Source organism: Okeania sp. SIO3B5, assembly GCF_010692555.1.
Classification (GTDB): Bacteria; Cyanobacteriota; Cyanobacteriia; order Cyanobacteriales; family Microcoleaceae; genus Okeania.
The window spans coordinates 1-26,769 of sequence record NZ_JAAHHG010000049.1; the positions used below are offsets into that span (position 1 = coordinate 1).

Annotated in this window: 18 protein-coding genes; 8 read left to right on the forward strand and 10 right to left on the reverse strand. The window is 34.9% G+C overall.

Translation table 11 applies throughout. The features are described 5' to 3' along the window. Positions 1–353 precede the first annotated feature (353 nt). On the forward strand, positions 354–488 hold the full coding sequence (locus F6K54_RS09550) for a hypothetical protein (protein ID WP_293076843.1): 135 nt from the start codon (positions 354–356) through the stop codon (positions 486–488). A 1,051-nt stretch (positions 489–1,539) separates the two neighbouring features. Here the strand turns inward: F6K54_RS09550 and F6K54_RS09555 are convergent. The 3 genes from F6K54_RS09555 to F6K54_RS09565 all read right to left on the reverse strand — a co-directional run bounded on the left by F6K54_RS09555 (position 1,540) and on the right by F6K54_RS09565 (position 6,694). Then, a complete protein-coding gene (locus tag F6K54_RS09555; protein WP_293076845.1) occupies positions 1,540–3,285 on the reverse strand; it encodes a hypothetical protein in 1,746 nt (581 codons plus the stop codon). Between the two features lie 1,278 nt (positions 3,286–4,563). After that, positions 4,564–5,316 carry an urea ABC transporter ATP-binding subunit UrtE gene (urtE, locus tag F6K54_RS09560; RefSeq protein WP_293076847.1) on the reverse strand — a complete coding sequence of 251 codons (753 nt, stop codon included), beginning with the start codon at positions 5,314–5,316 and terminating at the stop codon, positions 4,564–4,566. A 118-nt stretch (positions 5,317–5,434) separates the two neighbouring features. Beyond that, positions 5,435–6,694: a transposase gene (locus tag F6K54_RS09565; RefSeq protein ID WP_293076849.1), complete on the reverse strand. Its 1,260-nt coding sequence runs from the start codon at positions 6,692–6,694 to the stop codon at positions 5,435–5,437. Positions 6,695–6,724: 30 nt separating this feature from the next. Here F6K54_RS09565 and tnpA point away from each other — a divergent pair, with 30 nt between their 5' ends. Continuing rightward, complete coding sequence (gene tnpA / locus F6K54_RS09570) at positions 6,725–7,135, forward strand: IS200/IS605 family transposase (protein ID WP_293076883.1); 411 nt, start codon at positions 6,725–6,727, stop codon at positions 7,133–7,135. 324 nt (positions 7,136–7,459) lie between these two features. Here tnpA and urtD read toward each other — a convergent pair whose 3' ends face one another. After that, entirely contained in the window at positions 7,460–8,209 is a 750-nt protein-coding gene (gene urtD, locus F6K54_RS09575; protein WP_293076851.1) for an urea ABC transporter ATP-binding protein UrtD, read from the reverse strand. Between the two features lie 237 nt (positions 8,210–8,446). After that, positions 8,447–9,517 (reverse strand): urea ABC transporter permease subunit UrtC, encoded by a 1,071-nt coding sequence (gene urtC, locus F6K54_RS09580; protein WP_293076853.1) that lies wholly within the window; start codon positions 9,515–9,517, stop codon positions 8,447–8,449. 429 nt (positions 9,518–9,946) lie between these two features. Between urtC and F6K54_RS43730 the strand changes: the two genes are divergently transcribed. Together F6K54_RS43730 and F6K54_RS09585 are read left to right on the forward strand one after the other, a co-directional pair. Then, positions 9,947–10,030 (forward strand): hypothetical protein, encoded by an 84-nt coding sequence (locus F6K54_RS43730; protein ID WP_375341960.1) that lies wholly within the window; start codon positions 9,947–9,949, stop codon positions 10,028–10,030. Positions 10,031–10,479: 449 nt separating this feature from the next. After that, positions 10,480–10,632, forward strand: coding sequence for a DUF6887 family protein (locus F6K54_RS09585; RefSeq protein WP_293076855.1), 153 nt, complete (start codon positions 10,480–10,482; stop codon positions 10,630–10,632). Positions 10,633–12,610: 1,978 nt separating this feature from the next. On the opposite strand, the gene F6K54_RS09590 is transcribed toward F6K54_RS09585, so the two are convergent. Then, positions 12,611–13,771, reverse strand: coding sequence for a branched-chain amino acid ABC transporter permease (locus tag F6K54_RS09590; RefSeq protein WP_293076857.1), 1,161 nt, complete (start codon positions 13,769–13,771; stop codon positions 12,611–12,613). A 1,372-nt stretch (positions 13,772–15,143) separates the two neighbouring features. After that, entirely contained in the window at positions 15,144–16,421 is a 1,278-nt protein-coding gene (gene urtA, locus F6K54_RS09595; protein WP_293076859.1) for an urea ABC transporter substrate-binding protein, read from the reverse strand. A gap of 677 nt (positions 16,422–17,098) precedes the next feature. Here urtA and F6K54_RS09600 point away from each other — a divergent pair. Further along, on the forward strand, positions 17,099–17,281 hold the full coding sequence (locus tag F6K54_RS09600; RefSeq protein ID WP_293076861.1) for a hypothetical protein: 183 nt from the start codon (positions 17,099–17,101) through the stop codon (positions 17,279–17,281). A 167-nt stretch (positions 17,282–17,448) separates the two neighbouring features. Here F6K54_RS09600 and F6K54_RS09605 read toward each other — a convergent pair whose 3' ends face one another. Further along, the gene (locus tag F6K54_RS09605) at positions 17,449–17,751 is read right to left on the reverse strand and encodes a Uma2 family endonuclease (protein ID WP_293076863.1); all 303 of its coding nucleotides are present in this window, start codon (positions 17,749–17,751) and stop codon (positions 17,449–17,451) included. A 151-nt stretch (positions 17,752–17,902) separates the two neighbouring features. Between F6K54_RS09605 and F6K54_RS09610 the strand changes: the two genes are divergently transcribed. The 3 genes from F6K54_RS09610 to F6K54_RS09620 all read left to right on the forward strand — a co-directional run bounded on the left by F6K54_RS09610 (position 17,903) and on the right by F6K54_RS09620 (position 20,152). Continuing rightward, on the forward strand, positions 17,903–18,265 hold the full coding sequence (locus F6K54_RS09610) for a hypothetical protein (RefSeq protein ID WP_293076864.1): 363 nt from the start codon (positions 17,903–17,905) through the stop codon (positions 18,263–18,265). Between the two features lie 284 nt (positions 18,266–18,549). Then, the gene (locus F6K54_RS09615; protein ID WP_293076866.1) at positions 18,550–19,299 is read left to right on the forward strand and encodes a GDSL-type esterase/lipase family protein; all 750 of its coding nucleotides are present in this window, start codon (positions 18,550–18,552) and stop codon (positions 19,297–19,299) included. A 388-nt stretch (positions 19,300–19,687) separates the two neighbouring features. Beyond that, entirely contained in the window at positions 19,688–20,152 is a 465-nt protein-coding gene (locus F6K54_RS09620; protein WP_293076868.1) for a GNAT family N-acetyltransferase, read from the forward strand. A 303-nt stretch (positions 20,153–20,455) separates the two neighbouring features. Here F6K54_RS09620 and F6K54_RS09625 read toward each other — a convergent pair whose 3' ends face one another. Beyond that, the gene (locus F6K54_RS09625; protein WP_366558089.1) at positions 20,456–20,767 is read right to left on the reverse strand and encodes a cobaltochelatase subunit CobN; all 312 of its coding nucleotides are present in this window, start codon (positions 20,765–20,767) and stop codon (positions 20,456–20,458) included. Between the two features lie 329 nt (positions 20,768–21,096). Next, positions 21,097–26,223, reverse strand: coding sequence for a cobaltochelatase subunit CobN (gene cobN, locus F6K54_RS09630; RefSeq protein ID WP_293076870.1), 5,127 nt, complete (start codon positions 26,221–26,223; stop codon positions 21,097–21,099). Positions 26,224–26,769: the final 546 nt, after the last annotated feature.

Genomic DNA, 26,769 nt, shown 5'->3' on the forward strand with positions numbered 1-26,769 from the left:
TCTGCCACAATAATCCCAAAATACTAGCTTTTTTAGCTTTTTCCACCGAAAAACTGGTACTTTTTTTAACCCAAAAACGCTAAAGCCTTTATCTGTAAATACTTTGAGAATTAATCAGCAAGCCCTAAATAGAGCTTTGATTCAATATTTAATCCCCAAAAACTAGCAAATTAAATCCGTGCTGACACTTACGTTATTTCCACTATAAATATATTAATTCAGTGCGATCGCTGAGGCTATTTCTAGAAGTAGTGCAACAAAATAGAAGAGGCGATCGTAAATTCTCAGAAATTGCACGAGTTTAAAGCAAATATAGCTAATAGATATCTAGTGGAGAGCAGGGGAGTAGGGGAGTGGGACAGGGTCTATTTATTGTCACGCTTAGAAAAATTGATGGGGAGATGGGGAGATGGGGAGATAGGGAAATGGGGGGATGGGGAGATGGAGAGATTTGTATATTTGCACAATTAAATGTATTTCTAACTTAATATTCTAGGCGCGACAATGAATTAGCCCTGGGGGAGTGGGGAAGTAAGGGAGATTGAAGTAATCAGAACTTACCGAATTATTAATTATTAATTATTATAGGACTTACGCAGATACGCTATATATAGTACTCATAACTGTTGTCCAATAGTTACTGGACTCTATACACAGTGTCTTTGCGTAAGTCCTGTTATTAATTATTAAATAATTCTGGTTTAAAGCCTCCCCTTTTAAGGGGAAAAAAAGCGGTCGTTTGCGGAGCATTCCGTAGGATGGGATGGCGTTTTGCTCCGCAACATATAAAGCGGAGCGGCTCTGTCACTCTTCGGGTCTCCTCGCTGGCCTCCAATGGACCAAGAGAAGAAATAATATCTCCTCATATTCAATTCCGTAGCGGTTTTAACCAGAGGTAATTATCAATTATCCATTATCAATTAATGAAGCATGAGGTAGGAAAAACTAGGATTTGAGATGGTTTTCCGTCCTGGAATGCTGCGGGTTGCTTCGGACGAAAATACGTTGCAGACGGGTAAGTCCTATTTAGGGGTTGCTGATTAAATCTAAAAGCATTGACATATAAAGATTTTAGCCTTTTTGGGACCTTTAAAAAGTACCTGGTATCACGTCTAAAACGCTCAAAAAGTTAGTATTTTAGGCGCATAGTTGGGCAGAAAAATTAAGGGAAAATTCTTACTTCTACCCCCTCGCTCATTCCCCGTTCCTCCTGTCTCCTGTCTTCCTCTCCACGGTCGGGGGAGGGGCGAGGGGTGGGTTGTCTCCTGTCTCCTACCCCAGCAAAAAGACTTTCCATACGCAAACCCTAAACGCTTAAAAAGTTAGTATTTTAGGCGCATAGTTGGACAGAACAATCTTGGGAAAATTCTTACTTCTACCCCCTCGCTCATTCCCCGTTCCTCCTGTCTTCCCCTCCTGGGAGGGGTTAGGGGTGGGTTGTCTCCTGTCTCCTGTCTCCTACCCCTACTAAAAGACTTTTGAACGCAAACCCTAATTATTAATTATTAATTATTAATTATTAATTGTTAAACACCTTCTTCAACGTGGCCAAGAAATTCCAGAACTAGCAGCAATATAACGAGCTACAGCAGCAGCACCATAACGATTTAGATGACTGGGGTCAAAGAAATATTCATTTTTGGCTAGTTGAGGCTGATATAAATTGAAATTTAGGAATGTAAAGCCATTTGCTCTTGCCCGACTTAGCATCCATCGATGAAAGTCTTCTTCGGCAGACCAACGCACAGAATCTAAATAACTATCAGATAGAGGTAAATTAACAAAAACTAAAGGAATATTGCGAGATTTAGTAAAATTAACAACAGAAATTAAAGCTTGAGCCTGAGTACCCCCAAGATAAAAACCAGCATAGTCGCCATCATAAAGTCCTGCTACATAAGGTCGTCGCTGATAATAATAGGAAGGATTAAATCGCCCATCCATTGGCAGAAACCCATTAGCATCAATAGCATTGGCAACATCGGCGATCGCTACTGTTTGTACAGGTTGAGTAGAATATTGAGGATAAGATGTTAAGTTTGAGGAGTTTTGCGATAGGGGTTTATAAGAATATTGGGTAGTCTTAAAATAGTCAGGATAAAGAGTATTAGAACTATTCCCTACTCCGATATTTCCTCTGTTACTGCGCGTTCCCTCTGTTGTTACGCGTTCCCATCGCAAGGTTTCCTCGCCTAGTTTCCACCGCTTGTTTCTGTCACGGACGCGGCGCACCGCTGTTGTCTGTTCCCTATAGTTAATTTCTATTGCTTCTCCTCGCGATATCTCAAAAGGAGAGTATGGAGGTGCAAATACATTATAAGGTTTGGGAAACTGATAACAGGTAGAAGCCAAATTAGACTGAGCGCGAGGTAACTGGGGACGAACACCTGAAAGTAATTTTCTTTTTCCCTCAGAAGCAACAATTGAATTATAAGTTCGATCTACTCGTCCACTATTAAAAGCTCGTACTCCATCCGCCCAGATAATTAATTTTGGCAGTTGATTATTGCTCAAAAGTTGACGCAGTTGAAAGTCTACTACTCTAGCAGTTGCCCCATTAATGCTAAAGTTAAATACGTTTAACGGACGATTGCCTTTCGCTACTAAATATTGTTGTAGTTGTTGCGGATCGACCCCATATAAAGCACGGGAACTACCCACAATTAAAACATCTGGCGGACCTACAGTAGCAATGAAAGACAGATAAAGCTCTAACTGGGTGTCGAGAATATCACTATTGAAGGAAACAGGATTATACTGAGAACGTGCAGAAGCTGCTTGTTTTTGAGAGTAAGCTAAGTTTCTCATATACTCAGCAACTTTTTTCTCAGCAAAAGCACGTCTAGGGTTTCCTGGTGGTACAGCTTGCATCCAAGCCACTGCCTGTACCCATTCTTGGGCGACTTTATCCCACTGTTGTTTAGTTCTCGCGGTCTGAGCTAACTGTGAGGCTTTTGTCGCAAACCTAACTGCTTGACTAAACGGATCTACAGAAGCACATTGAGTAGCATTGGAATTTTGAGAGACTAGAGAAATTTGTGAGTTATTTTCTTTGGCAGAAGTTAAATCACAGTTATTAACTGATATAAGATTTTTCTCTGAAGTAGGAGATATTTTGCTTTGAAACTTTTGAGTGGGAATATATCCAAAAGTTAGGGTTAGCAAAATAGTTGCCGTCAAAGATTTAAGTAAGCTAGATGAAAGTCTAGCAAGATGGAATTGATTTTCTATATTTTGTTGCCAACTACGTTCAGGAGTGGCGTCGGATGAATGGATTTTAGTCACCTAAATTCCTCTCCAAATTTATATGTAATATTTGTGGTAGATTATAGTACCTTTTTCGGCAAGTTTATTTGTCAAAAGGAAACTAGAAACAGGCAATAGGCTAAAGCTTAACTGGGGTAAGGGTTTTTAGCTTATTTTTAGGAGAGAATAATTTTTTTATATGTAAGATTTAGGATTACTATATATCTTTTGAGAATGGAAGGTTGAATAGCTTTAGCAGTTATATAAAAATGCTGTTTCTTTTACTTTTACCGAAAAAAATTGGTTGAAACCCTCCCCTTTTAAGGGGATAATAAAGAAAAATTTTCCTTTTAATCAATCCTCTTCTTTTCAAGGAGAAGTAATAATTAATAATTAATAATTATTGAAACATACTGTTTTATTTAAGTTAAATCGATATAATTTTTGGGATAACTTTTATGTTCCTAATAGTGCCTAACCAGCTAAATATATCTCTTGTGCTAAAGTATTGTACAAACATTTTGATTATTCAGTAATTAAAGGGAAATATTTTAATAGAATCAATTCTACTTGTTTCACTTTTTATAGCAGTCTCAGGAAAGAGCGCGGAAAAATCAAAAGCTTAAAAATCACACAAGGCAAGATTTTTATTTCCTACTTATTTATTCTTCCTTCTACTATATTCCTTTAAGTTTAGGTATTTATGAATAAAATCAAAACTATTTTTTATCAAAATTTTGATAATTATTAAAGTTTTAATAAGTAGGTAGAGATAAATAAATGTTTCTGTTTGTCGTGCTGTGCAAAAAAAAAATGAAGAATCTTAAAATGAAGTCATAAGGCAGTTTTCAGCTTAATATTTAATGTTTTGAATTTCTATCGCTATTTTATAGCAGTCTCAGGAAGGGGCGCGGAAATATCAAAAGCTTAAAAATCACACAAGGCAATATTTTTTAGTTCTAAAGTTTTTCCAACTTCAGTCCTTCCTTATCCTATACGGATAATTAAATCCACCTACTTAATTACTATTGGGTATTATAGGAGGGTTTATACTATCAAAAAATAATGCAATGAATGGAAGAAATAGTATAAAACTATAGAGTAAAAAAAATGGGAAAAGTTTTCCATAGTTGATGTTTTCCACCCTCAAACCTATGAATTTTTCAGCATATTCTATTTAAGCCCTCTCAAATCCGGTATCTTGGCATAATTTAGTATTGAAATTTAAGAATAATACTCAATACTGTAGGGATAAACTGCTATTTACTCCTACTGACAATAGAAATTATATTACTCACCAAATAAACGGATTTGATATTAAACGGCTAAAAATCTTTGGATTACTTCTTGACTTAAATCTGTAGTATTTCCTGATGCCACAATTCCTCCTTTTTGCATTGCATAATATCGGTCTGCTTTACGCACAAAATGGAGATGTTGTTCTACCAATAAAACAGAAATACCTCTACTTTGAATAATATTTCTCACCGCAGTTTCTATCTCTAAAATAATAGAAGGTTGAATACCCTCAGTCGGTTCATCTAACAAAAGTAAATTTGGCTTACCCATCAATGCACGAGCGATCGCTAATTGTTGTTGTTGACCCCCGCTCAAATTTCCTCCCATCCTAGATAACATTGTTTTTAGAACAGGAAATAACTCAAATATTTCTTCCAGAATTTCATTTTTCCCTTTTCTATTTTCTTTTCTGGCTTCTAAACCAAGCAATAAATTTTCTTTGACTGTTAATCTGGGTATAATTTCTCTACCTTGAGGTACATAACCAATACCTAGTCGAGCACGTTGGTCTGGTCGGAGAGTGGCGATCGCTTGACCCCATAAATTAATTTTTCCTGTCCGTGGCCTGAGTAGTCCCATTACTGTTTTGAGTAATGTTGTTTTGCCCACTCCATTTCTACCGATTAAACATACCATTTCTCCAGGTTTCACGCTTAAATCAACATCGCGCAAAATATGACTTTCCCCATAAAATACATTTATATTAGATACTTGTAAGGTGGTATAATTAATTTGATTTTGTCCAGCTTGATTCTGTTGATTAAAATTCATAATTTTTTGATGTTTTTTAATTTTTTATTTTAATAAAGTAAAAACTATAGTGCTAGAGTAAAAATGACTATCAGTGAAGTTCTCTCCCGTTAAATAAGAGCGATTATAACGGGAGCTTCTAAAACAGAGATAATTGAACCCAGGTTTCAGAAGTTTCTTGTCTCACAGGCTGGCTAATGCCTAAGCCTCCACAAGCAGACAAGATGATACCCACCTCGTTTAATGCTTTATTTAATATGTTAATTGCAGCATTTTCATCTCTATCTAAAACTGTTCCACAGTTAGGACATGAATGAGTTCTAACTGACAAAGTTTTAGGTACTTTTTGACCACAATTACTGCAATTTTGTGATGTATTGTGAGGATTAACTTTAACTACATGAACACCGCGTTTGACCGCCACTGCATTCAACTTGTCAATAAAAGCTCCCCAGGCTACATCATAAATTGATTTTGATAATTTGCTGTTTCTAGCTAAACCTTTAATGTTAAGGTTTTCGACAGCAATTAAATCATACTCTTTAACTAATTTATGAGCATTTTTGTAATGAAAATCTTCTCTTTGTCTAGCAATATGTTGATGTAATCTAGCTATTCTATTTTGTGCCTTTTTCCAGTTGTTAGAACCAATTTCCTTTCTATCTGTTTTCCGTTGCTTTCTAGCTAAATTAGATTGTGCTTTTCTATAGAAATTTGGGACAGAAATAGTTTCTCCAGTATTGGTAGTCAAAAACTCTTTTAAACCTACATCAATACCGACAGCATTTTTGATATTATTTGTAGGAATCAAACTAGGAACTGACTTGTCTTCTAAGCTAAAACTTATATAATAACCATCAGCTTTTTTGATTATAGTTGCAGTTTTGATAACACATCCATCTGGAATAGGTCGATGAACTATAACTGGAATAGCACCAAATCTACTAATAATTATTTGTTTTCCATCAAATTTAATTACTGCTTTGGGATGATTTACTCTACTGAAACAAAATGACCTTAATTTACCTGATTTTTTAAATCTTGGTCGTCCTCCACGTTTACCAGTTTGATTGGGTATTAGCCAACGTTTCCACGCTTTATCTAGTCTTTGTAAATTAATTTGTTGAACTTCCGAATAGATTTCCTTGTAGTCAGGAAATAACTGTTTTGTCTGTTTAAGTGCTGATTGCTGAAAATAATAATCGGGCTTGCCAGGAATCTCACCAATAGGGCATGATACTATTGAACATCGGTCTATGTGACACCTGGTTCTGTTTAACCAGTCTAGCCTTTGCCCAAGAGAATAATTCCAATGCCTCCTTAGCAGTTCCAACCAATAATCCATTTTGGCTGACTGTCCAAGAGTAGGCTTGATTTTATAGCAATGAGTAATTATCATAATTTCTATTATGCACTTTATCGCTATATTATGTCAAGCAACTATAATAAAGGTTTTAGGTCTGTTTATTCTCTTACTGTTCACATAGTATTTGTCACTAAATACCGAAAAAAGGTAATTACCTCTGAAATACTCCAGCAGTTAAATAAAATATTTGATGAAACCTGCCAAAAGTGGGAATGTGGGTTAGTAGAATTTAGTGGTGAAGTTGACCATGTACACTTGTTAATCACATTTAACCCAAAAGTTCAACTGAGCAAATTTATAGCCAATCTCAAAACTGTTTCTAGTAGGTTGATCCGCAGAGACTTTGCTGATTACCTAGCTAGGTTTTACACCAAACCTGTACTGTGGACTGGTTCTTATTTTGTTGCTAGCTGCGGAGGTGTAACTATTGAGCAATTAAAGGAATATGTTGAACATCAATCGAAACCTACATAACCTTGTTGTCGGCAATTCCCCTCCCGTTAAATCTCGCAATTATAACGGGAGACCCCGAGACCGAATCAAGTTGGGTTATCAAATGGAAATTCACGGTATGTGCCGCATAGTATATCAGCCTTATCATCCATTACCCTGCGGAGCACGTTTGTGGATCGAGACTTATTCTCCAGTGCAGTTTGTAGATACTAAGTTTAATCCTTCAGTAGCAAGGCGACCTTACAGATATACCTAATATTTAATATTTAAACTTTAAGCAATTCAAGTTTTCAGTAAAACCAAGCGCGATAAATGTTTGGTAAAAATTCCTGTTGCTTGTTGCCTTCAGATTTTTTCAACAGTTCCTAAATAAACTTCGATAACTCTTGCATCATTCTGCACCTCATCCATAGTTCCTTCACAAAGTACAGAACCTTGATGTAAAACAGTTACTTTTTTAGCTATTTGACGCACAAATTCCATGTCATGTTCAATGACAATAATTGAATGACTGGCAGCCAAGTTTAACAAAAGAGAACCTATATTTTCTGTTTCTTCATCAGTCAAACCAGCTACGGGTTCATCTACTAATAATAGGTCGGGAGATTGAGCAACTAACATACCTATTTCTAAGCGTTGTTTTTCACCATGAGATAAAAAAGCTGCTTTAATATTTGCTTTTCCTACTAAATTTATAGTTTCTAATAAACCAGCCACACTTCTAATTTCTGCGGAAGGAACTTTACGAAATAAAGTAGCAATTACTCCTTTATGGCGATTAATAACTAAATCTAAATTTTCTCTAACAGTTAAATTTAGATATACTCTAGGTGTTTGAAATTTACGCCCAATTCCCATACAAGCTATCTTATGTTCGGGAATTTTCATTAAATTCTCACCTCCAAATAATACTTTTCCTGTTGTTGGTTGAACTTTGCCAGTAATCACATCTAAAAAAGTAGTCTTTCCAGCTCCATTGGGACCAATAATAACTCGCAACTCACCAAAATCCATCGTAAAATTAAGGTTATTTAGAGCCTTAAAACCATCAAAACTAACTGTTAAATTTTGAATTTCTAAAATTTTTTCTACCACGCTTTTTATCAGTTATCAGTTATTAGTTATCAGTAGATATCTCCAACAATAAAAAATAAAATCAATTATCCCACATAAATTATCAATTATTTCTCCTTTCCTCCTACTCCCTCTTTTCTGGAGATATCTAGTTATCAATTATACAGCAGATTTCATTGTGCTACTATTTGAACTTCAAATGGCTATCACAGGCAATATGACTGTACTATTTTTAACTTTTGACTTTTGACTTTACACTTATTTTTGACTTTTGACTTTTGACTTTTGACTTTTAAACCAAGCATATTCTTGCCACCAACCAACAATTCCATTAGGTAATATTGTCACGACTAATAAAAATAACGCACCTTGGAAAAATAACCATATTTGAGGAAATTGTTCGCTTAAAAAAGTACGTCCGAAATTAACTAATAATGTACCAAGAATTGCACCGACTAAAGTTCCTCTACCTCCTACCGCTACCCAAATAACCATTTCAATTGAAAAAGCTACTTCCATATAACTAGGAGTAACAATGCCACTTTGAACTGTATATAATGCTCCAGAAATTCCGGCAATAGCTCCAGAAATAGCAAATACTAAAACTTTAAATTCTGTAGGATTATATCCTGAAAATCTTACTCTAGTTTCATCGTCTCTAATAGCAATTAATAGACGACCAAATCTACCACTGGTTAGCCAACGACAAATTAAATAAGTAGCGATCAGACTAATAATTGTTACTTCATAAAATATTAATTGTGCTTGGTCTGAGCCTGCTAAAATACCGAAAAAATTTTCTGTGTCTGTTTTTAAACCATTTGTACCATTAATTAATTTTTGTTGACCGTTGAAAAAGTTAAAAAATACCAGTAAAGCTGCTTGAGTAAGAATGGAAAAGTAGACTCCTTTAATTCGATTTTTAAATACTAGATAACCGAGAATTGCTGCCACAATAGCAGGCAAAATTATAATTGCTAAAATTGTCAGAGGAAAAGAGTGAAAAGGCTGCCAAAATAGGGGAAGTTTTTCTACACCATAAAGAGTGAAAAATTCTGGCAATTCTCCTTCTGGCAATTGTAGTTTGAGGTACATTGCTAAAGCATAACCTCCTAGTGCAAAAAATATGCCATGACCTAAACTTAATAAGCCAGTATAACCCCAGATTAAGTCTATGCCTAAAGCCACAATTGCTAGAGAGAGAAAACGCCCTAATAATTTCAGTCTAAATCCTGGTAAAATTAATGGCATTATGATGGCAAAGATTAAAGTTATTGCTATTATTATGCCGATTTGAATTAATAATTTCTGATGTTGATTTTTGATCATATTTGGGGAATAAGGAATATGGAGAATAGTATACCGAAACAGCTAATGCTAATTTAGTGCAAAATTTGTAGTGGACAGTTTCATTTTATAGCAAATCTGATGAGAGTCAGGAGATATTCACAAAATTCAAAATCTTCGCCTGATAAATATTTAGATATTTAGGTCATATCAAGCGTGATAAATGTTTGCTACAAGATGTGGCGATCGTTCTCTTTATCTGATAACTAATGTTATTTATTTAGCCTTTGGAGGAAAAATTATTCCTATCAAGGACAACTCTTACCGAATCATTAAGGTTGAAAGCCTCTCCTTTAAAGGATAAACAATGAATTAATTTTCCCTTTGGCATCAATCCTATCCGTTTTCAAGGAGAGGTAATTGTTAATTATTAATTATTAATTATTAATTATTAATTGTTGAAAATGTTATATCCTATCTTGTTGGGTAACAAAATTTTATTTACCAATTAACTTAATAAGATTAGATGAGCGTAGCAAGAATATTGGGGAGTAAGCATTTCCTGCGGACTGCTGCGCAAACAGCTATTAGTCGTCAGCTATCAGCAATAATATACCAACCTTAAAAACTTGCTCTAAATGAATATAGCCTTTAAAGTCGGGTTTTGTAGTAATATCATGTCCGGTTGAACAGTTATAAATAAATAACGACGGAGGAGTCAGGAGTCAGGAGTCAGGAGTCAACCCACCCCTAACCCCTCCCAGGAGGGGAAGACTGAAGTTGGAAGAAGGAAGAAGAAGAACTGGAGTTGAAGGAGAAAGTTTTTTTATCACGCTATTATCCGGACATGATATAAGATTGAATTTTGACTTAATTAATAAAGCCTTTATCTAAAACTCAAATAAATAGCTGATAGCTGATAGCTGACGGCTGTTTGCGCAGCATTCCGTAGGAAATGCTTACATTGGGGAAGATATTGAGATTGAAATTAAACCTAATAGTGAATGGAGCAAATGAATAAAAAACCTGATTTGAAAACTATGACTTATCAAGAGTTAAAAAGTTATGTTTTATCTCATCGAGATGATGATGAGGCTTTTTATGCTTATGTTGATAAAGTAAATGAAAGGAAAGATAGAGTAGTTTATCCGCCTTGAAAATCATTAGAAGATTTGGATAAATATCCCGAATTTATTGAAAAAATGCGTCATACGCAATAAAAGGAAATTCTCACTCTCCATCTCTGAAGTTATGGTGCTTCAGACAATGAATTAATTACTGCTCTATACCTAATAGAAGGAAATTCTCACTACCCATCTCTGAAGTTACAGTGCTTCAGACAATGAATAATTATTGCTCTATACCTAATAAAAGGAAATCCTCACTACCCATCTCTGAAGTTACGGTGCTTCAGACAATGAATAATTATTGCTCTATACCTAATAAAAGGAAATCCTCACTACCCATCTCTGAAGTTACGGTGCTTCAGACAATGAATAATTATTGCTCTATACCTAATAAAAGGAAATCCTCACTACCCATCTCTGAAGTTACGGTGCTTCAGACAATGAATAATTATTGCTCTATACCTAATAGAAGGAAAATTTCACTACCCATCTCTGAAGTTACGGTGCTTCAGAAAATGAATAATTATTGCTCTATACCTAATAGAAGGAAAATTTCACTACCCATCTCTGAAGTTACGGTGCTTCAGAAAATGAATTAATTACTGCTCTATCAGCAATAAAAGGAAATCCTCACTCTCCATCTCTGAAGTTACGGTGCTTCAGAAAATGAATTAATTACTGCTCCATACACAATAAAAGGAAATCCTCACTCTCCATCTCTGAAGTTACGGTGCTTCAGAAAATGAATTAATTACTGCTCCATACACAATAAAAGGAAATCCTCACTCTCCATCTCTGAAGTTACGGTGCTTCAGAAAATGAATTAATTACTGCTCCATACACAATAAAAGGAAATCCTCACTCTCCATCTCTGAAGTTACGGTGCTTCAGGAAATGAATTAATTACTGCTCCATACCCAATAAAAGGAAATCCTCACTCTCCATCTCTGAAGTTACGGTGCTTCAGACAATGAATAATTATTGCTCTATACCTAATAGAAGGAAATTCTCACTACCCATCTCTGAAGTTACGGTGCTTCAGGAAATGAATTAATTATTGCTCTATACCTAATAGAAGGAAATTTTCACTATCCATCTCTGAAGTTATGGTGCTTCAGACAATGAATTGATTATTGCTCTATACGCAATAGAAGGAAATTCTCACTACCCATCTCTGAAGTTACGGTGCTTCAGGAAATGAATTAATTATTGCTCTATACCTAAATAGAAGGAAATTCTCACTACCCATCTCTGAAGTTACGGTGCTTCAGACAATGAATAATTATTGCTCTATACCTAATAGAAGGAAATTCTCACTACCCATCTCTGAAGTTACGGTGCTTCAGACAATGAATAATTATTGCTCTATACTCAATAGAAGGAAATTTTCACTACCCATCTCTGAAGTTACGGTGCTTCAGGAAATGAATTAATTATTGCTCTATACCTAATAGAAGGAAATTCTCACTACCCATCTCTGAAGTTACGGTGCTTCAGGAAATGAATTAATTATTGCTCTATACCTAATAGAAGGAAATTTTCACTATCCATCTCTGAAGTTACGGTGCTTCAGACAATGAATAATTATTGCTCTATACTCAATAGAAGGAAATTTTCACTATCCATCTCTGAAGTTACGGTGCTTCAGACAATGAATAATTATTGCTCTATACTCAATAGAAGGAAATTTTCACTATCCATCTCTGAAGTTATGGTGCTTCAGCAAATGAATTGATTATTGCTCTATACGCAATAGAAGGAAATTTTCACTATCCATCTCTGAAGTTATGGTGCTTCAGACAATGAATTGATTATTGCTCTATACCTAATAGAAGGAAATTTTCACTATCCATCTCTGAAGTTACGGTGCTTCAGACAATGAATTAATTATTGCTCTATAAGCAATAGAAGCAATAGAAGGAAAATTTCATCATTTTTTCTTACCAGTTTGGCATTGATATTTAGAGATTACTGTTAACTTTTAACTTTTGACTTTTAACTTTTGACTTTATAACTCCACTCCTCGACCTTTTTGCGGAAATATACCTGCTGGTTTAACTTGTAAAAAGACAATAATTAAAGCAAATACTGTTACTTTTGCCATGCTAGTAGTTGCCAAAAAATTGAATAAATCAGTCAAAAATTTTAGACTTCCTGTATTTCCCAAAATTAAAACGATAGTTCCTGAACCAATCAAATAATTTGTAATGCCAATTCCCATAGCAGCAATAACAGTACCAAATAAATTACCTACCCCACCAACTACCACAACCATAAAAGCATCTACTATATAATTTTGCCCTGTATTCGGACCGACTGAACCTAATAATGTAATTGCACAACCAGCAACTCCAGCTAACCCCGAACCCAAAGAGAATGTAATAGCATCAACCAAGTCTGTTGAGATACCCAAACAAGCACTCATACTTCTATTTTGAGTAACAGCTTTAATTCTTAAACCCCAATTTGATTTATTCAAAAACAAGTAAATACCTAGCAAACTTATAGCAGTCAATATAATAATAAAAATCCGAGAATAAGGTAATTGAAACTCACCAATAGGTAATCCACCCTGTAACCAAACAGGAGCAGTAACATCAACATTTCTAGAACTAAACCAAGGTTTTGTTAATCCAGGACTTCTCAATAAAAATCCCAAAGTAGTAGCGATCGCTAAAGACAGAAAACAAATAATTGCTATTGCTAAATTTTTAATTCTTTCCCAATCAGAGCGACGTTTTTTGAGGAAGTAAAGACTGCCAAAATAAAACAGACAAAAAACTGTTATCCCGATAATTAATACCCCATTTACACTGCGGACAAATTGACGCAAAATCAGACTAACACCCCAAGTTGCTAATAGAGTTTCTAAAGGTCTGCCATAGAGAAAACGTATCACCCCTTTTTCTAAAATTAAACCAGCGATCGCTACAACTATAAAGGCAATAGGAATGGCGAAAAAAATATAAATATTAGAAATAGGTTCACCCATGCCATTACAAATATTTTGAACCACGAAAGTAGTATAAGCACCTAACATCATTAATTCACCATGAGCTAAGTTAATTACTCCCATTAATCCAAAAATAATAGCTAATCCTAGAGCGACAATTAATAAAACTGAACCAATACTTATACCATTAAATATAGCGATTAATAATTCTTGCATTATACTAAGGAAGAAGGAAGAAGGAAGAGGGAAGAAGGAAGAGGGAAGAAGGGAAATAATGACAAGAGATTAGTCAGTTATTAGATAAAATGGAGTCACCTCTAGGCAGAAATTTCCAGCTTTTCTTTTTTTCCGTTCTTTTTGATAATTACTCCAGAATTAGGAATAAAAAAAATCGGGAAATCATGATAGAGAAGGTCAGTTATCAGATAAAACGGAGCCACCTCTAGGCAGAAATTTCCAGCCTTTATTTTTTTCCGTTCTTTTTGATAATTACTCCAGAATCAGGAACAATAAATCAAGGGAAATAATGATCAAGAGAAAGGTCAGTTTTCGGATAAAACGGAGCCATCTCTAGGCAGAAATTTCCAGCTTTCCTTTTTTTTCATTCTTTTTGATAATTACTCCAGAATCAGGAATAGGAAAAAAGGAACAATAAATCAAGGTAAATAATGATAGAGATAGGTCAGTGATCGGATGAAACAGAACTACCTCTAAACAGAAATTCCCAGTTTTCCTTTTTTTCTATTCTTGTTGATAATTACTCCATAATCAGAAAGAAAGAAGAAGGAAGAATAAATTTAATAGTCATAAATTAGAATTAAAGGAATTTTCAAGTTGAGAAAGTAGAAATTTTTAGGACTTTTAGCGAAGAATTAAAATTTAAAACCTCTCCTTGACTGCCCTACAAGCTACCGCTTTGCAAAAAGAAAAAATCTTTTTAGTCAATCATATCCCTTTTCAGGAAAGGTAATAGTTAATTATTAATTGTTGAACTAACACTTAACAAAGAGTAGGGAATAGAGTAAATAATTAATATTCTACTTCGCTTTACCGAAAAATTGTGGTCTAAAACTTCCCCTTTTATAAGGAATTAAAAAAAGAGCATATTCGCCAAGTTCAAGCTTCCTTATTGCAGAGGTACTGATAACTGATAACTGAAATTACCATCCGAGAAAGCGCTATAATTAGTGAGCTATTTAAACCAACTAATTACAGCACACAAAATCAGAGATTTTATAGAAAAATTAAACCTATATATTTATCCACCACTCGTACAAAATTCTATTCTAATTTCTGACTTCTAGCCGAGGACTTATTATATCAGGGCTGTTTCATTCTAATTTTTTGAATTTCTCTCAAAGCCTGATGAGGAGATAGTTATGGGCAGTTCTACTTCTTTGAGTGGAAAGTCAACTTTTAATCATAAATCAAAAGCCTCCATCCCCATGTCTCCGTGTCTCCGTGTCTCCGCGTCCCCGTGTCCCCGTGTCTCCGCGTCTCCGTGTCTCCATGTCTCCGCGTCTCCGTGTCCCCGTGTCCCCGCGTCCCCATGTCCCCGTGTCTATCGAGAATGAAATAGCCCTGCTTATTATATCTTGTATTTACCACCCTTATTAGGGTCACTCCAGTCACAAGCAAACCCCTTAGTTGCTGGAACAAATTGATTCCAAGGTATAGGTTTAATAGCTCCCTCAGTAGACCAAACTATATTAAACAAACCATCATCACGAACTTCACCTATTCTCACAGTCTTAGAAATATGATGATTAGCATTCATAGTAACCAAACCCTCAGGAGCATCAAAAGTTTGTCCGATAGCCGCCATCCTTACCGCATCTAAATCATCAGCAGTACCAGCTTTTTCCACTGCTTGTTTCCAAAGATAAACCATAATATAAGCAGCTTCCATCGGGTCATTTGTTACTCGGTCTGCACCATATTTTGCCTTAAAATCTGCCACCCATTTTTTATTAGCCTCTGTCTCAACAGTTTGGAAATAATTCCAAGCAGCATAATGACCTACAAGAAACTCCTTACCAATTTGTCTAACTTCTTCCTCAGCAATACTCACCGACATAACCGGATATTGTTCCGGAGTAATACCAGCACCCTTCAACTGTTTAAAAAAAGCAACATTACTATCACCATTAAGACTATTAAAAATCACTCCACCATTAGGTAAAGCCTGTTTAATCTTAGTAATAATCGGAGTAACTTCCGTATTTCCTAAAGGTAAATAATCTTCACCAACAGTAGCACCACCCTTAGCCTTTAACTGCTCCTTAATAATCGTATTTGCAGTCCGAGGAAAAACATAATCAGAACCAACCAAGAAAAATTCCTTTCCCTTATTTTCCAACAACCAATCTACAGCAGGTTCAATTTGTTGATTAGGAGCAGCACCCGTATAAAAAATATTTTTCGAGCATTCTTGGCCCTCATATTGCACCGGATACCAAAGCATATGATTCTTAGATTCAAAAACAGGCAAAACAGACTTCCGAGAAGCAGAAGTCCAACAACCAAAAACAGTAACTACCTGGTCTTGCTCAATAAGTTTATTAGCCTTTTCAGCAAAAGTAGGCCAGTCAGAAGCACCATCCTCCTCAATCGCCTCTATTTGCTTACCTAATACACCACCAGCAGCATTTATTTCCTCAATAGCTAACTTTTCCGCTTCAACAACCGTAGTTTCACTAATTGCCATTGTGCCACTGAGGGAATGGAGAATACCCACTTTAATTGTGTCAGTCCCAGATGTAGTGTTAGTGTTATTAGCACCACCACAAGCTTTGAGAAAAATACTCGTACCTAGAGCAGCCGAACTATAAATTAAAAATTTCCTGCGTTCTAATCCTTTAGCCATGAAAAAAGCACTCTATTATGATTAATGTCAAACTTAACTTTACTATAATTAAACATCTGGAGAAAAAGATATAGAGTTTTTGTCAGAGTAGGCAACAGGTAACAGGGAAGATATTTTTAGGAAAAAGGTAGAAAAAATGTGAGTGACTTTTACTTATAATTCTATGCAATAGACATCTCCATAAAAGAGGGAACAGGGAATAGGGGTAATAGCTGATAATTTATGGACAATAATTGATTTTCTTTTTAATTTTTTGACAAGTCTAATAGTTCAAATAAAATTATTTATTTTCTGGAATAGATGCCAACGATGTAGAGGTGGCGTTCTCTTGCGGATTTTATTGCTTTGAGTATTAGTTTTTGTGACATTGCATATCTTTGTTCTTCTATAAATTCTTTTTGTTTCGGCCAATATTCATCTGATTTTTCTTGTCAGGCATTTTCAGCAGGCCAGACTTCGATTGAAGATAGATTAATTCTTGGTTATCTTTTATTATTTTCCTGATCAGAATTTTATTTATAGTATTATTTATGTTATTAGATTATTAAGGTTAAAAATACTTTCTGTTTTATAGAAAATAATCCGGATTCTTTACACCCTAGTTAGTAAACGTGGGTGACTGAATAGTCAATACTGAGAAGGATTAAGTAAACTATAGAACTAAGGAGAATATAATCTTGAATCAAAACCAAGAAGATCCTAGAAAATACAATAAATCTATTTTTGGGTTATTACTTACCCTATTAACTATGTTAATGGCAGGTAGCTCAATTGATGTGAATCTTTCTGAGCTTAAACTGAAAATTGAACAGGAGAACCCCATCTCCCAGTTAATTCAGAAGTGTAAAAGCAATAATTAAATGAACACAATTTAAAAATCTAAAAAAGAAAGGGTTGTACGGTAGAGGTACAACCTTTTTTTATGTAAAAAATAGAACTAATATTTAGATTCATAGCTACGCTTTATTGATCGGGATTTTTTTATTAATTGAGTGAAAATGAATACAGGAAAGTCTGTTGAGAATATTTAAAGTTGAAAATTTTGATGTTCAGGAGAAGCTAACCCAGTCTGTAGAGTTTTGAGAACTTCTGCCATATCTCCTGCTAAAAGTGCTGAGACTGCTAACCATAATCCAGGAAATACTCGACTCTTAATTATGTTATTATCGGGAGTAAGTGAAGTATAATTTCCCCCCTCTAGTGCAAACCAGTCAAATTGGCGATCGCTAACTTGCCAGGCTATATATTCTTTTACCCCAGTATTTAGTTTATAAGCATTCAGCTTTTCCTGCCGAATGCTACGCAAATAGCTTTTTAAAGAATCAAACAACTACTAAGGTTAACTGATGACCCTTTTTTTTATAACTTTTAACTCTCCCTAGGTACTAATTCTTCTTTCCAAGATAATGATTTAATAACTAATAGCTGATAGCTGAATGCTGATAGCTGAATGCTTTATTTGATTTTAGCGTTTTTGAATTATGCACAAGAACCAACTAATAATTATTTTTTTATCAATAATTTTATTAGTCTCTGTACCACTGAATTTCCTATTATTTTATTTTGCTAAAAAATATTATTTACTATTAAATTATCATAAACTAGACCCATTCGGTATCAATTATTATCCTCTTAATGTTAATCAAAATCAGACTCTAAATTCTTCTCAAAAGAATGTTGTATTTTTTGGAGATTCTCGTGTTTTAACTTGGGTTCCACCAACAGATTTTGATAATTTTATTTTTTTGAATCAGGGAATTAGCGGTCAAACCACAGTACAAGTTTTAGGGCGTTTCAATCAACATATCAAACCTTTATCGCCGGATGCGGTCAGCTATTCCTAGGTCATGCTGCGCAAACAGCTTTATTACCTTTAGTGGACAATTTAAGCTCCTTGTTCTTGTGCTTCAATTCTTTCTTCAAAAATGTAGTAGAAGTTAAGCAAATACTTGGTTCATTCATTTTTATTGCCCTCGAGCTGACTGCTAATAGCTGAATGCTTACGTCTGTTTTTTTCTAGGTAAAATCAGTCTTATTGTTTGATATGACGTAAGCATTAGGAAATGCTTAGGATATGACTACTTGTTAGTATTATTAATTTCACTTAAAGTTTGAGGAATTTTAGATTATGAATAAAACCAAAATAATAATTATCTGTTTATCAATAATTATATTAGTTTCACTACGGCTTAACTTCCTCTTTTTTAACAGAAGCAGAAAATTTTATTTACAATTAAATTCCCTGCAATTAAATCCACTTGCCATAAATTATTATCCTGTCGATCCTAATCCTGAAGAGACTGGAAATTTCCAACAAAAGAATATAATTTTTTTTGGAGACTCTCGTGCCCGTGGTTGGAATTCACCTAAAGGTTTTGATGATTTTAATTTTGTTAATCGGGGAATTTCTGGGCAAACTACAGCGCAAGTTTTAGGAAGATTGAATCAACATCTAAAACCTTTATCTGCGGATATTGTGATAGTTCAAGTTGGTGTCAATGATTTATACAGAATTCCAATATTTCCTGAGAATAAAGAGATAATTATTTCTGAGTGTAAATCAAATATCAAAGAAATTGTCAGGCAATCTCGTCAGCTTGGTGCAGTTGTTATTCTGACAACAATTTTTCCCATTGCTGAAGTGCCACTTGAGAGAAAATTTTTTTGGTCGCCGGATGTAGAGTTAGCTATTAAGGAAGTGGATGATTTTATTTATTCTTTGGAAAACAAGGATGTGATAATTTTCGATACAAAAGCGATTTTGGCAAATGAACAAGGAAAAGTTAGGGAAGAATATAGTAGAGATTTTCTTCATCTTAATCGGGCAGGATATAAAGCATTGAATGAAAAATTAATGCCTATTTTACAAGAGTTATAGATTAGATTTAAATAGGGCTTGCTGATTAAATATAAAAGTATTTACAGATAAATATTTTAGCTTTTTTATGGTCGAAAAAAGTGTCTAGTTTTCAGTCTAAAACCCTCATGCATGGAGCGTATTTTAGGCGCATAGTTGGGCAGAAAAATTATTCTTACAATTCTTACTCCTACCTCCTCTAAGTACCCCTAACTCCTGTCTCCTGTCTTCCCCTCCTGGGAGGGGTGAGGGGTGGGTTGTATCCTGTCTCCTACCCTCGCCTATAAGACTTTTTCAGCAAACCCTAAATAGAGGTTTAATAATTAGAAAATAGCTTGCCATTGGCAGAATGATATAGCTATGTTAATCAAGCTGTATTTCAACAACTTGTCCACTAATATCGAGGGAAATGATAATCGTAAAATCAAACCCAAGAAATGAAAAAGTGTTTCAGCTAATTCAAGAACTTGATGAATACCAATCATCTTTATATCCTGCAGAAAGCAATCACCTAGATTCTGTAGAGACTCTAGTACAAGATAATGTATATTTTGTTTCTGCTTTCTTTGAAGATAATCCTAATCCAATAGCCTGTGGAGCAGTAAAAATTATAGAAAATTATGGAGAAGTTAAAAGAGTTTATGTTTTGCCTGATTACCGTGGAAAAGGTGTAGCAAAAGCAATTATGAAAACTTTAGAGGAACATTTAGTCAACAATGAAATATTAATAGCGAAGCTAGAAACAGGAATTTATCAAGAAGAAGCCATATCCTTCTACAAATCCTTGGGCTATAAATTTACTCTCCCTTTTGGCGAATATAAGCCCGATCCACTATCAGTTTTTATGGAAAAGTTATTGGCAACTGGAATTTAGAGTTCAACTTTAGATTCTTGTCTCTGAGTCGGAACATAGCAAATCTATATTAAAGTTCTTTTGAGAAGAATGTGATGGATACCTCATCCGGGGAGATAAAAATTTGCATAGGGTTCCTATAAAAAACGGTTCAAAATTGATACTTGCATTCTCTTACGATGACTCTCCAAATAAACCATACGGTAATACAGCAGATTATTTCTATGGGTAATTTTTATGGGTAGTCTTATAGGTGTAGTGATATATCATCGGCTACTCTACACAAGTTATAGTTGTGAGGGTGTAATATCAAGTATACTTTCATTAAGTATTAGCCTCAATTATCCCTTCTGCTTCGAGAGCAATCGCCTGTAATTTATCTAAGGTTTTTTGATTAGCTGACTGCCATAAATTTCGTTGATTTACTTCTAATAGTCTTTCTGCCATATCGCGCAATGCCCAAGAATTTTTGGTTTGAATAAATGACTGAAAATATTCATCAAAAATATCAGCTTCTACTACTCCTTGATAAATAAAATTTGCTAAACATAATAACGTGGTTTTGAAAACCGGATTTGGTATAAGACTAGAAAACTTCTGTATATCTGTTTGTGAGATGAGTTGATAATTTTGAATATTTGCTCACCTGATTAGGATGAGGTTTTTTTTATTAAGCATTAGCCTCAATTATCCCTTCTGTTTCTAGAGCGATCGCTTGTAATTTATCTCAGTTTTTTTTGAATGTTCAGGTTTGGTAACAATGACAAAATCTGACTTTACTTTCTCATAAAATTTTTAACTATTTGTGGGTACAAATTACTTCTCAATTTTCAATTCTGAATTGGGTACATCTCATAGCAAGCAAAAATACTTTTTTCCTATATATTCCCTGTTCCCTGTTCCCTGTTCCCTAAAAGCAATAACTTTTTGGCTTTATTCTTGCATTGAGATGCACCCTCTGAATTCTAAATTCTGAATTCTAAATTCTCAATTATTCCTTCTGCTTCTAGAGCGATCGCCTGCAATTTATCCAAGGTTTTTTGATTAACTGACTGCCATAAACCTCGTTGATTTGCTTCTAATAATCTTTCTGCCATATCCCGTAATGCCCAAGGATTTTTTGCTTGAATAAATGATTGTACATTCTCATCAAAAATATAAGCTTCAGCTACACCTTGATACATAAAATCTTCGACACATTTTGCTGTAGCATCATAGGCGAATAAATAATCTATTGTGGCTGCCATTTCAAAGGCTCCTTTATAACCATGACGCATTACTCCAGCTATCCATTTAGGATTAACAACTCTGGAACGATAAACCCTAGCAATTTGTTCTTTTAATTGTCGAACTTTAGGATTTTCTGGCATAGAATTATCGCCAAAATAAGTATCAGGATTTTTGCCTGTTAAAGCACGAATTGCTACTGTCATTCCTCCCTGGAATTGATAATAATCATCAGAGTCTAATAAATCATGTTCTCTATTGTCTTGATTATGCAAAACTATTTGCATTTGTTGGAGACGTTGGGAAAATGCTTCGGGAGAATTTATCGCTCTAGCTTCCTGGTTATAACTATTATTAATCCCTGTATAAGCATAGCTACTCCAATTAATATAAGCTCTGGCTAAATCTTGGTCATCTTGCCAATTTTGAGATTCGATTAAACCCTGTAAACCCGCACCATAAGCTCCAGGTTTAGAACCAAATATTCTATATTGAGAACGTGCTTTTGCCTGAATTTCAGTTAACCCTAATTCTTGCCAATATTTGACTTCTTTTTTGACTTGAGCAGCTAAAGGATTTTCTGTTGGAGACTCATCTAAATTAGCCACAGCAATAACAGCTTGGTCGAATAAATCGATAATATTAGGAAAAGCATCTCGAAAGAAACCAGAAATTCTTAAAGTTACATCCACACGGGGTCTTCCTAATATTGAAACTGGCAAAATTTCAAAGTCGATAACTCTTCGAGAAGGTCTATCCCAAACAGGTTTTACTCCTAATAAAGCAAGTGCTTCAGCAATATCATCTCCACCAGTTCGCATGGTAGAAGTTCCCCATACTGATAACCCTAAAGTTTGAGGATATTCACCATTTTCTTGAGTGTATCTTTCAATTAAATTTTCTGCTGCTAATTGCCCTATTCTCCAAGCAGTTTCTGTAGGAATGGCGCGAATATCTACAGAGTAAAAATTCCGACCTGTGGGTAAAACATCTGGTCTACCTCTTGTAGGAGCTCCAGATGAACCACTGGGGATATATTTGCCATCTAATCCTATTAATAAATTGGTAATTTCTTGGTTAGTTTTTTGCAGAGAAGGTAAAAGTTTTTGACGAATCCATTCTAATTCTTTATTTGTCTGTGGGAAGGGAGAGTCGATCGGATTTTGATTAATTAAATTTTCCACTAAATTAGCTGCTTTTTCTTCCAGTAACTCCACAGCATCACCCAAGGTACGACAAGATTTTCCATCTATAACTAAGCTCTGATTAATAATTGTAGAAAAGTTATCTGTGAGAGGGTTAAAATCTAAACCTAAATCTTCAGCTAAAGCGCGAGTTAAACCCAAACGAGTAGTACTAGGATGACGAGCGATCGCTATAATTAAATCTCGTAGTTGTTGACCTTGAGGACATTGCCCAAATATATGTAAACCATCGCGAATTTGTGCTTCTTTTAATTCGCAAAGATAACCATCTATATTAGTAATTAGTTTAGAAAATTTAGTATTTTCATCGTTTGTGGAATTAATCCGTACATCCGTGGCAAAATCCGTGTCTGCCTCCTCAAATTCTGAAAAATCAGTAGAATTAATCCGTACATCTGTGGCAAAATCCTTGTTTGCTGAGTCTTTTTCGGAATAGCAGGAGTCGGAAGTTACCTCTTCTGTTTCTTCTGAAAAATTAGTAGAATTAATCGGTACATCTGTGGCAAAATCCTTGTTTGCTGAGTCTTTTTCGGAATAGCAGGAGTCGGAAGTTACCTCTTCTGTTTCTTCTGAAAAATTAGTAGAATTAATCGGTACATCTGTGGCAAAATCCTTGTTTGCTGAGTCTTTTTCGGAATAGCAGAAGTCGGAAGTTACCTCTTCTGTTTCTTCTGAAAAATCAGTAGAATTAATCCGTACATCTGTGGCAAAATCCTTGTTTTCTGAGTCTTTTTCGGAATAGCAGAAGTCGGAAGTTACCTCTTCTATTTCTTCTGAAAAATCAGTAGAATTAATCGGTATATCCGAGGCAAAATCCTTGTTTGCTGAGTCTTTTTCGGAATAGCAGAAGTCGGAAGTTACCTCTTCTATTTCTTCTGAAAAATCAGTAGAATTAATCCGTATATCCGAGGCAAAATCCTTGTTTGCTGAGTCTTTTTCGGAATAGCAGAAGTCGGAAGTTACCTCTTCTATTTCTTCTGAAAAATCAGTAGAATTAATCCGTATATCCGAGGCAAAATCCTTGTTTGCTGAGTCTTTTTCGGAATAGCAGAAGTCGGAAGTTACCTCTTCTGTTTCTTCTGAAAAATCAGTAGAATTAATCCGTACATCTGTGGCAAAATCCTTGTTTGCTGAGTCTTTTTCGGAATAGCAGGAGTCGGAAGTTACCTCTTCTATTTCTTCTGAAAAATTAGTAGAATTAGATTCAGGAAAAGATAGAGGAATAATAGTAGAATTAATCCCTGCATCTGTGGCAAAATCTGTGTCTTGCCATCCTTCATTTGATAAATCCTTATCTAAACCTTCTTTTTCTATCAAATTAACTATGCGCTCCCTAATCACAGATAACCGAGAAGGGTCTAAATTTTGTGCCTCATAATATTCATCAATTAAAGTTTCTAATTCCTGCAAAGCTCCATAAATTTCAGCACGAGTCATAGGTGGAGTTAAATGGTCAATAATTACAGCTTGAGACCTCCGTTTAGCTTGAGAACCTTCTCCTGGATCATTAACAATAAATGGATAAAAATGTGGCAAAGCACCGAGAGCTATTTCTGGAAAACATTCTTGAGATAAACCGACACTTTTACCAGGCAACCATTCTAAATTTCCATGTTTTCCCACATGAATAATTGCATCTATTTTAAATTTTTCTCTCAACCAATAATAAAAAGCTAAATAATCAGGAGTTGGTTCTAAATCTGGAGCATGATAATTTAAACTGGGGTCAATATCGTAACCCCGCGAAGGTTGAATACCTACAAAAATATTTCCTAACTGAATTCCTGGAATTGGAAAATTCTCAATTTCTTTTACTTCATTATCTTTCTGAAATTCTGAAAAATCACTAGAAAAATCTTGGGAAAAAGATAGAGGAACTATAGTGGAATTAATCCGTACATCCGTGGCAAAATCCGTGTGTGCCGTGGCAAAATCCGTGTGTGCCGTGGCAAAATCCCTGTCTGCGACTGTGTGAAAATCTCCATCATTTTCTTTCTGAAACTCTGAAAAATCACTAGAAAAAGATTTAAAAAAAGATGGTGAAAATATAGTGGAATGAATCCGTACATCTGTGGCAAAATCCTTGTCTGGCACCCATCTCTGAATAATTTTTTCCCTTACAACTTCTGGCAAACTAGCAAAATATGTTTCAAATTCTGCTAAGGATAAAGACTGGAAAACAGGACGTAATTCACGACTTTCCAAATCATTTGTTACTCCAGAAGTCAGACATTTAATTAACTCATCCCCCGTTGCCGGAATACTTTCCAAATAATAACCAGCTCCTTCTAAAGCTTGAAGAATTTCTACACAACTAGCAGGAGTATCTAACCCAACTCCATTAGCAAGACGACCGTCACGATTAGGATAATTTGCTAATATTAATGCGATGCGACGTTGAGATACTGGAGTTTGTCGTAACTTTATCCAATTAGCAGCCAATTCTGACACAAATTCAATCCTATCTTGAACCGGAAAATAACTCACTACATCTGTTTCTAAATCGGAATTCCAAGTTTGAACTGCCTTAAAAGAAATTGCCCGACTAATAATATTTCCATCTACTTCTGGTAGGGCAATATTCATCGCCACATCCCGTGGCGAAAGACCTTGAAATTGACTTTCCCACTGCTCAAAATTTCCACCACTAAAAATTACTTGTAAAACTGGAATGTCTAAATTTTTCCCATTTCTTAACAAGGGAGGAAAAGACAAATTTTCTAATTCTGAATCTTGATTATCTTTTTCTTTTGGGTTTAATACCCCGCCGTCTAAACAGTGTTGAGAATTCTTTTTCCTTCTTCCTTCTTCCTTCTTCCTTCTTCCTTCTTCCTTCTTCCTTCTTCCTTCTTCAGTCACAACAGAGACAGCAAAACTGGTTGTGTTTAACAATAATTGAATTGCTTCAGCATTTTCAGGTTGAAAATATGCCAGTATTTCTCCCTGTACTTCTACATCTCTAGGAGAAGAAACAAAGACTGGCACAGGTTCTAAATTTTGTTCTATTAAAGCTTGGCAAAGAGCATCTATAGGAGCAACATTTCCAGACAAATAATGAGCGCGATAGAATAATATTCCAACTTTTGCCTTTGTACTTTGTTCTTCTTTTTGCAAAGGATAAATTCCGACTCGTGGCACTGGTATAGGTAAGGCAAAATCATAACTTTTTTTCATACAAATATTAGCGATAAACTTGAGACCATTAACAAAATTATCTACCCCACCTTCTATTAAATATTGCCAGAATTGATTAACTAGAGAAATTGAAACATTAGAATGACTAATTAAATCTGGATCTGGGCGGTCATCTCCAGGAATTACTATTAGTTTTACCCCTTCTTTTTCTATCACTTCTAGCAAGACTTCCAAACCATAAGACCAATAGGATCGCCCCCCTAAAAGTCGAACAATAATTACTTTTGCCTTAGATAAAATATCATCAGCATAAGTATCAATAGTTAACTGTTGTTGTAAGTGAAGTAAATTAGCAACTCTCACTGATGGAAAATCTGAAGGTAGTTTATTAACTGCTGCTGCTAATGTTTGAATATCCGTATCTGCTGCAGTTAAAAAGATTATTGGTGCGGGAGTTTGTTCGATAAAAATTACCCCTTCTGCTTGAGGGTTCCAACCACCAGGAGTAGCTGCTATTCGGTGCATATATTTGTATTTTTGAAAAATCCTTATAATTTTACCATAAACTTTCTTTTTTATACCAAGGAAGAAGGAATAAAGAAGAAGGAAGAAGGAAGAAAAATTTAGTTATCTAGGAGATAAGGAAGAAAAATTTAGTTATCTAGGAGATAAGGAGTAAATATTGAAAAAAAGGGAAAAAATAATAGCGATAGCTGTCTAAAATGAATTAGAGCTGCTCTTTTTAAGCATCTGCGATCAAGATTCACTTTTTATAGCTCAATACGGTTCATATAGGACAAAAAACCATAAAGTATGGAACAATTAGGATAGCTTTTAATATTACAGAACTACCAGAAAAAATCCTTAAGTTAACTGTATTGAGCTATAGACTCATCTACCTTCCTTCTTCCTTACTTAAAAAAAATCTTAACTAAACTGTATTGTTTTATAGCATTTTTTTTCAAAGCGGTATTATCTATTAATACTTAGACCAAACTATAAGCACTTTAACTCCCGGAATTTTTGTTGCGAACACTGTAGATTAAATGTAATAACAATTAAATTAATTTT

What these genes read in the sequence shown, in the direction of transcription:
- urtC (WP_293076853.1), bottom strand. Translation starts at nt 9,517, where the DNA reads ATGATCAAAAATCAACATCAGAAATTATTAATTCAAATCGGCATAATA.
- F6K54_RS09615 (WP_293076866.1), top strand. Translation starts at nt 18,550, where the DNA reads ATGAATAAAACCAAAATAATAATTATCTGTTTATCAATAATTATATTA.
- urtE (WP_293076847.1), bottom strand. Translation starts at nt 5,316, where the DNA reads ATGAATTTTAATCAACAGAATCAAGCTGGACAAAATCAAATTAATTAT.
- F6K54_RS09620 (WP_293076868.1), top strand. Translation starts at nt 19,688, where the DNA reads ATGATAATCGTAAAATCAAACCCAAGAAATGAAAAAGTGTTTCAGCTA.
- tnpA (WP_293076883.1), top strand. Translation starts at nt 6,725, where the DNA reads ATGTCAAGCAACTATAATAAAGGTTTTAGGTCTGTTTATTCTCTTACT.
- cobN (WP_293076870.1), bottom strand. Translation starts at nt 26,223, where the DNA reads ATGCACCGAATAGCAGCTACTCCTGGTGGTTGGAACCCTCAAGCAGAA.
- urtA (WP_293076859.1), bottom strand. Translation starts at nt 16,421, where the DNA reads ATGGCTAAAGGATTAGAACGCAGGAAATTTTTAATTTATAGTTCGGCT.
- F6K54_RS09590 (WP_293076857.1), bottom strand. Translation starts at nt 13,771, where the DNA reads ATGCAAGAATTATTAATCGCTATATTTAATGGTATAAGTATTGGTTCA.
- F6K54_RS09565 (WP_293076849.1), bottom strand. Translation starts at nt 6,694, where the DNA reads ATGATAATTACTCATTGCTATAAAATCAAGCCTACTCTTGGACAGTCA.
- F6K54_RS09610 (WP_293076864.1), top strand. Translation starts at nt 17,903, where the DNA reads ATGCACAAGAACCAACTAATAATTATTTTTTTATCAATAATTTTATTA.
- F6K54_RS09585 (WP_293076855.1), top strand. Translation starts at nt 10,480, where the DNA reads ATGGAGCAAATGAATAAAAAACCTGATTTGAAAACTATGACTTATCAA.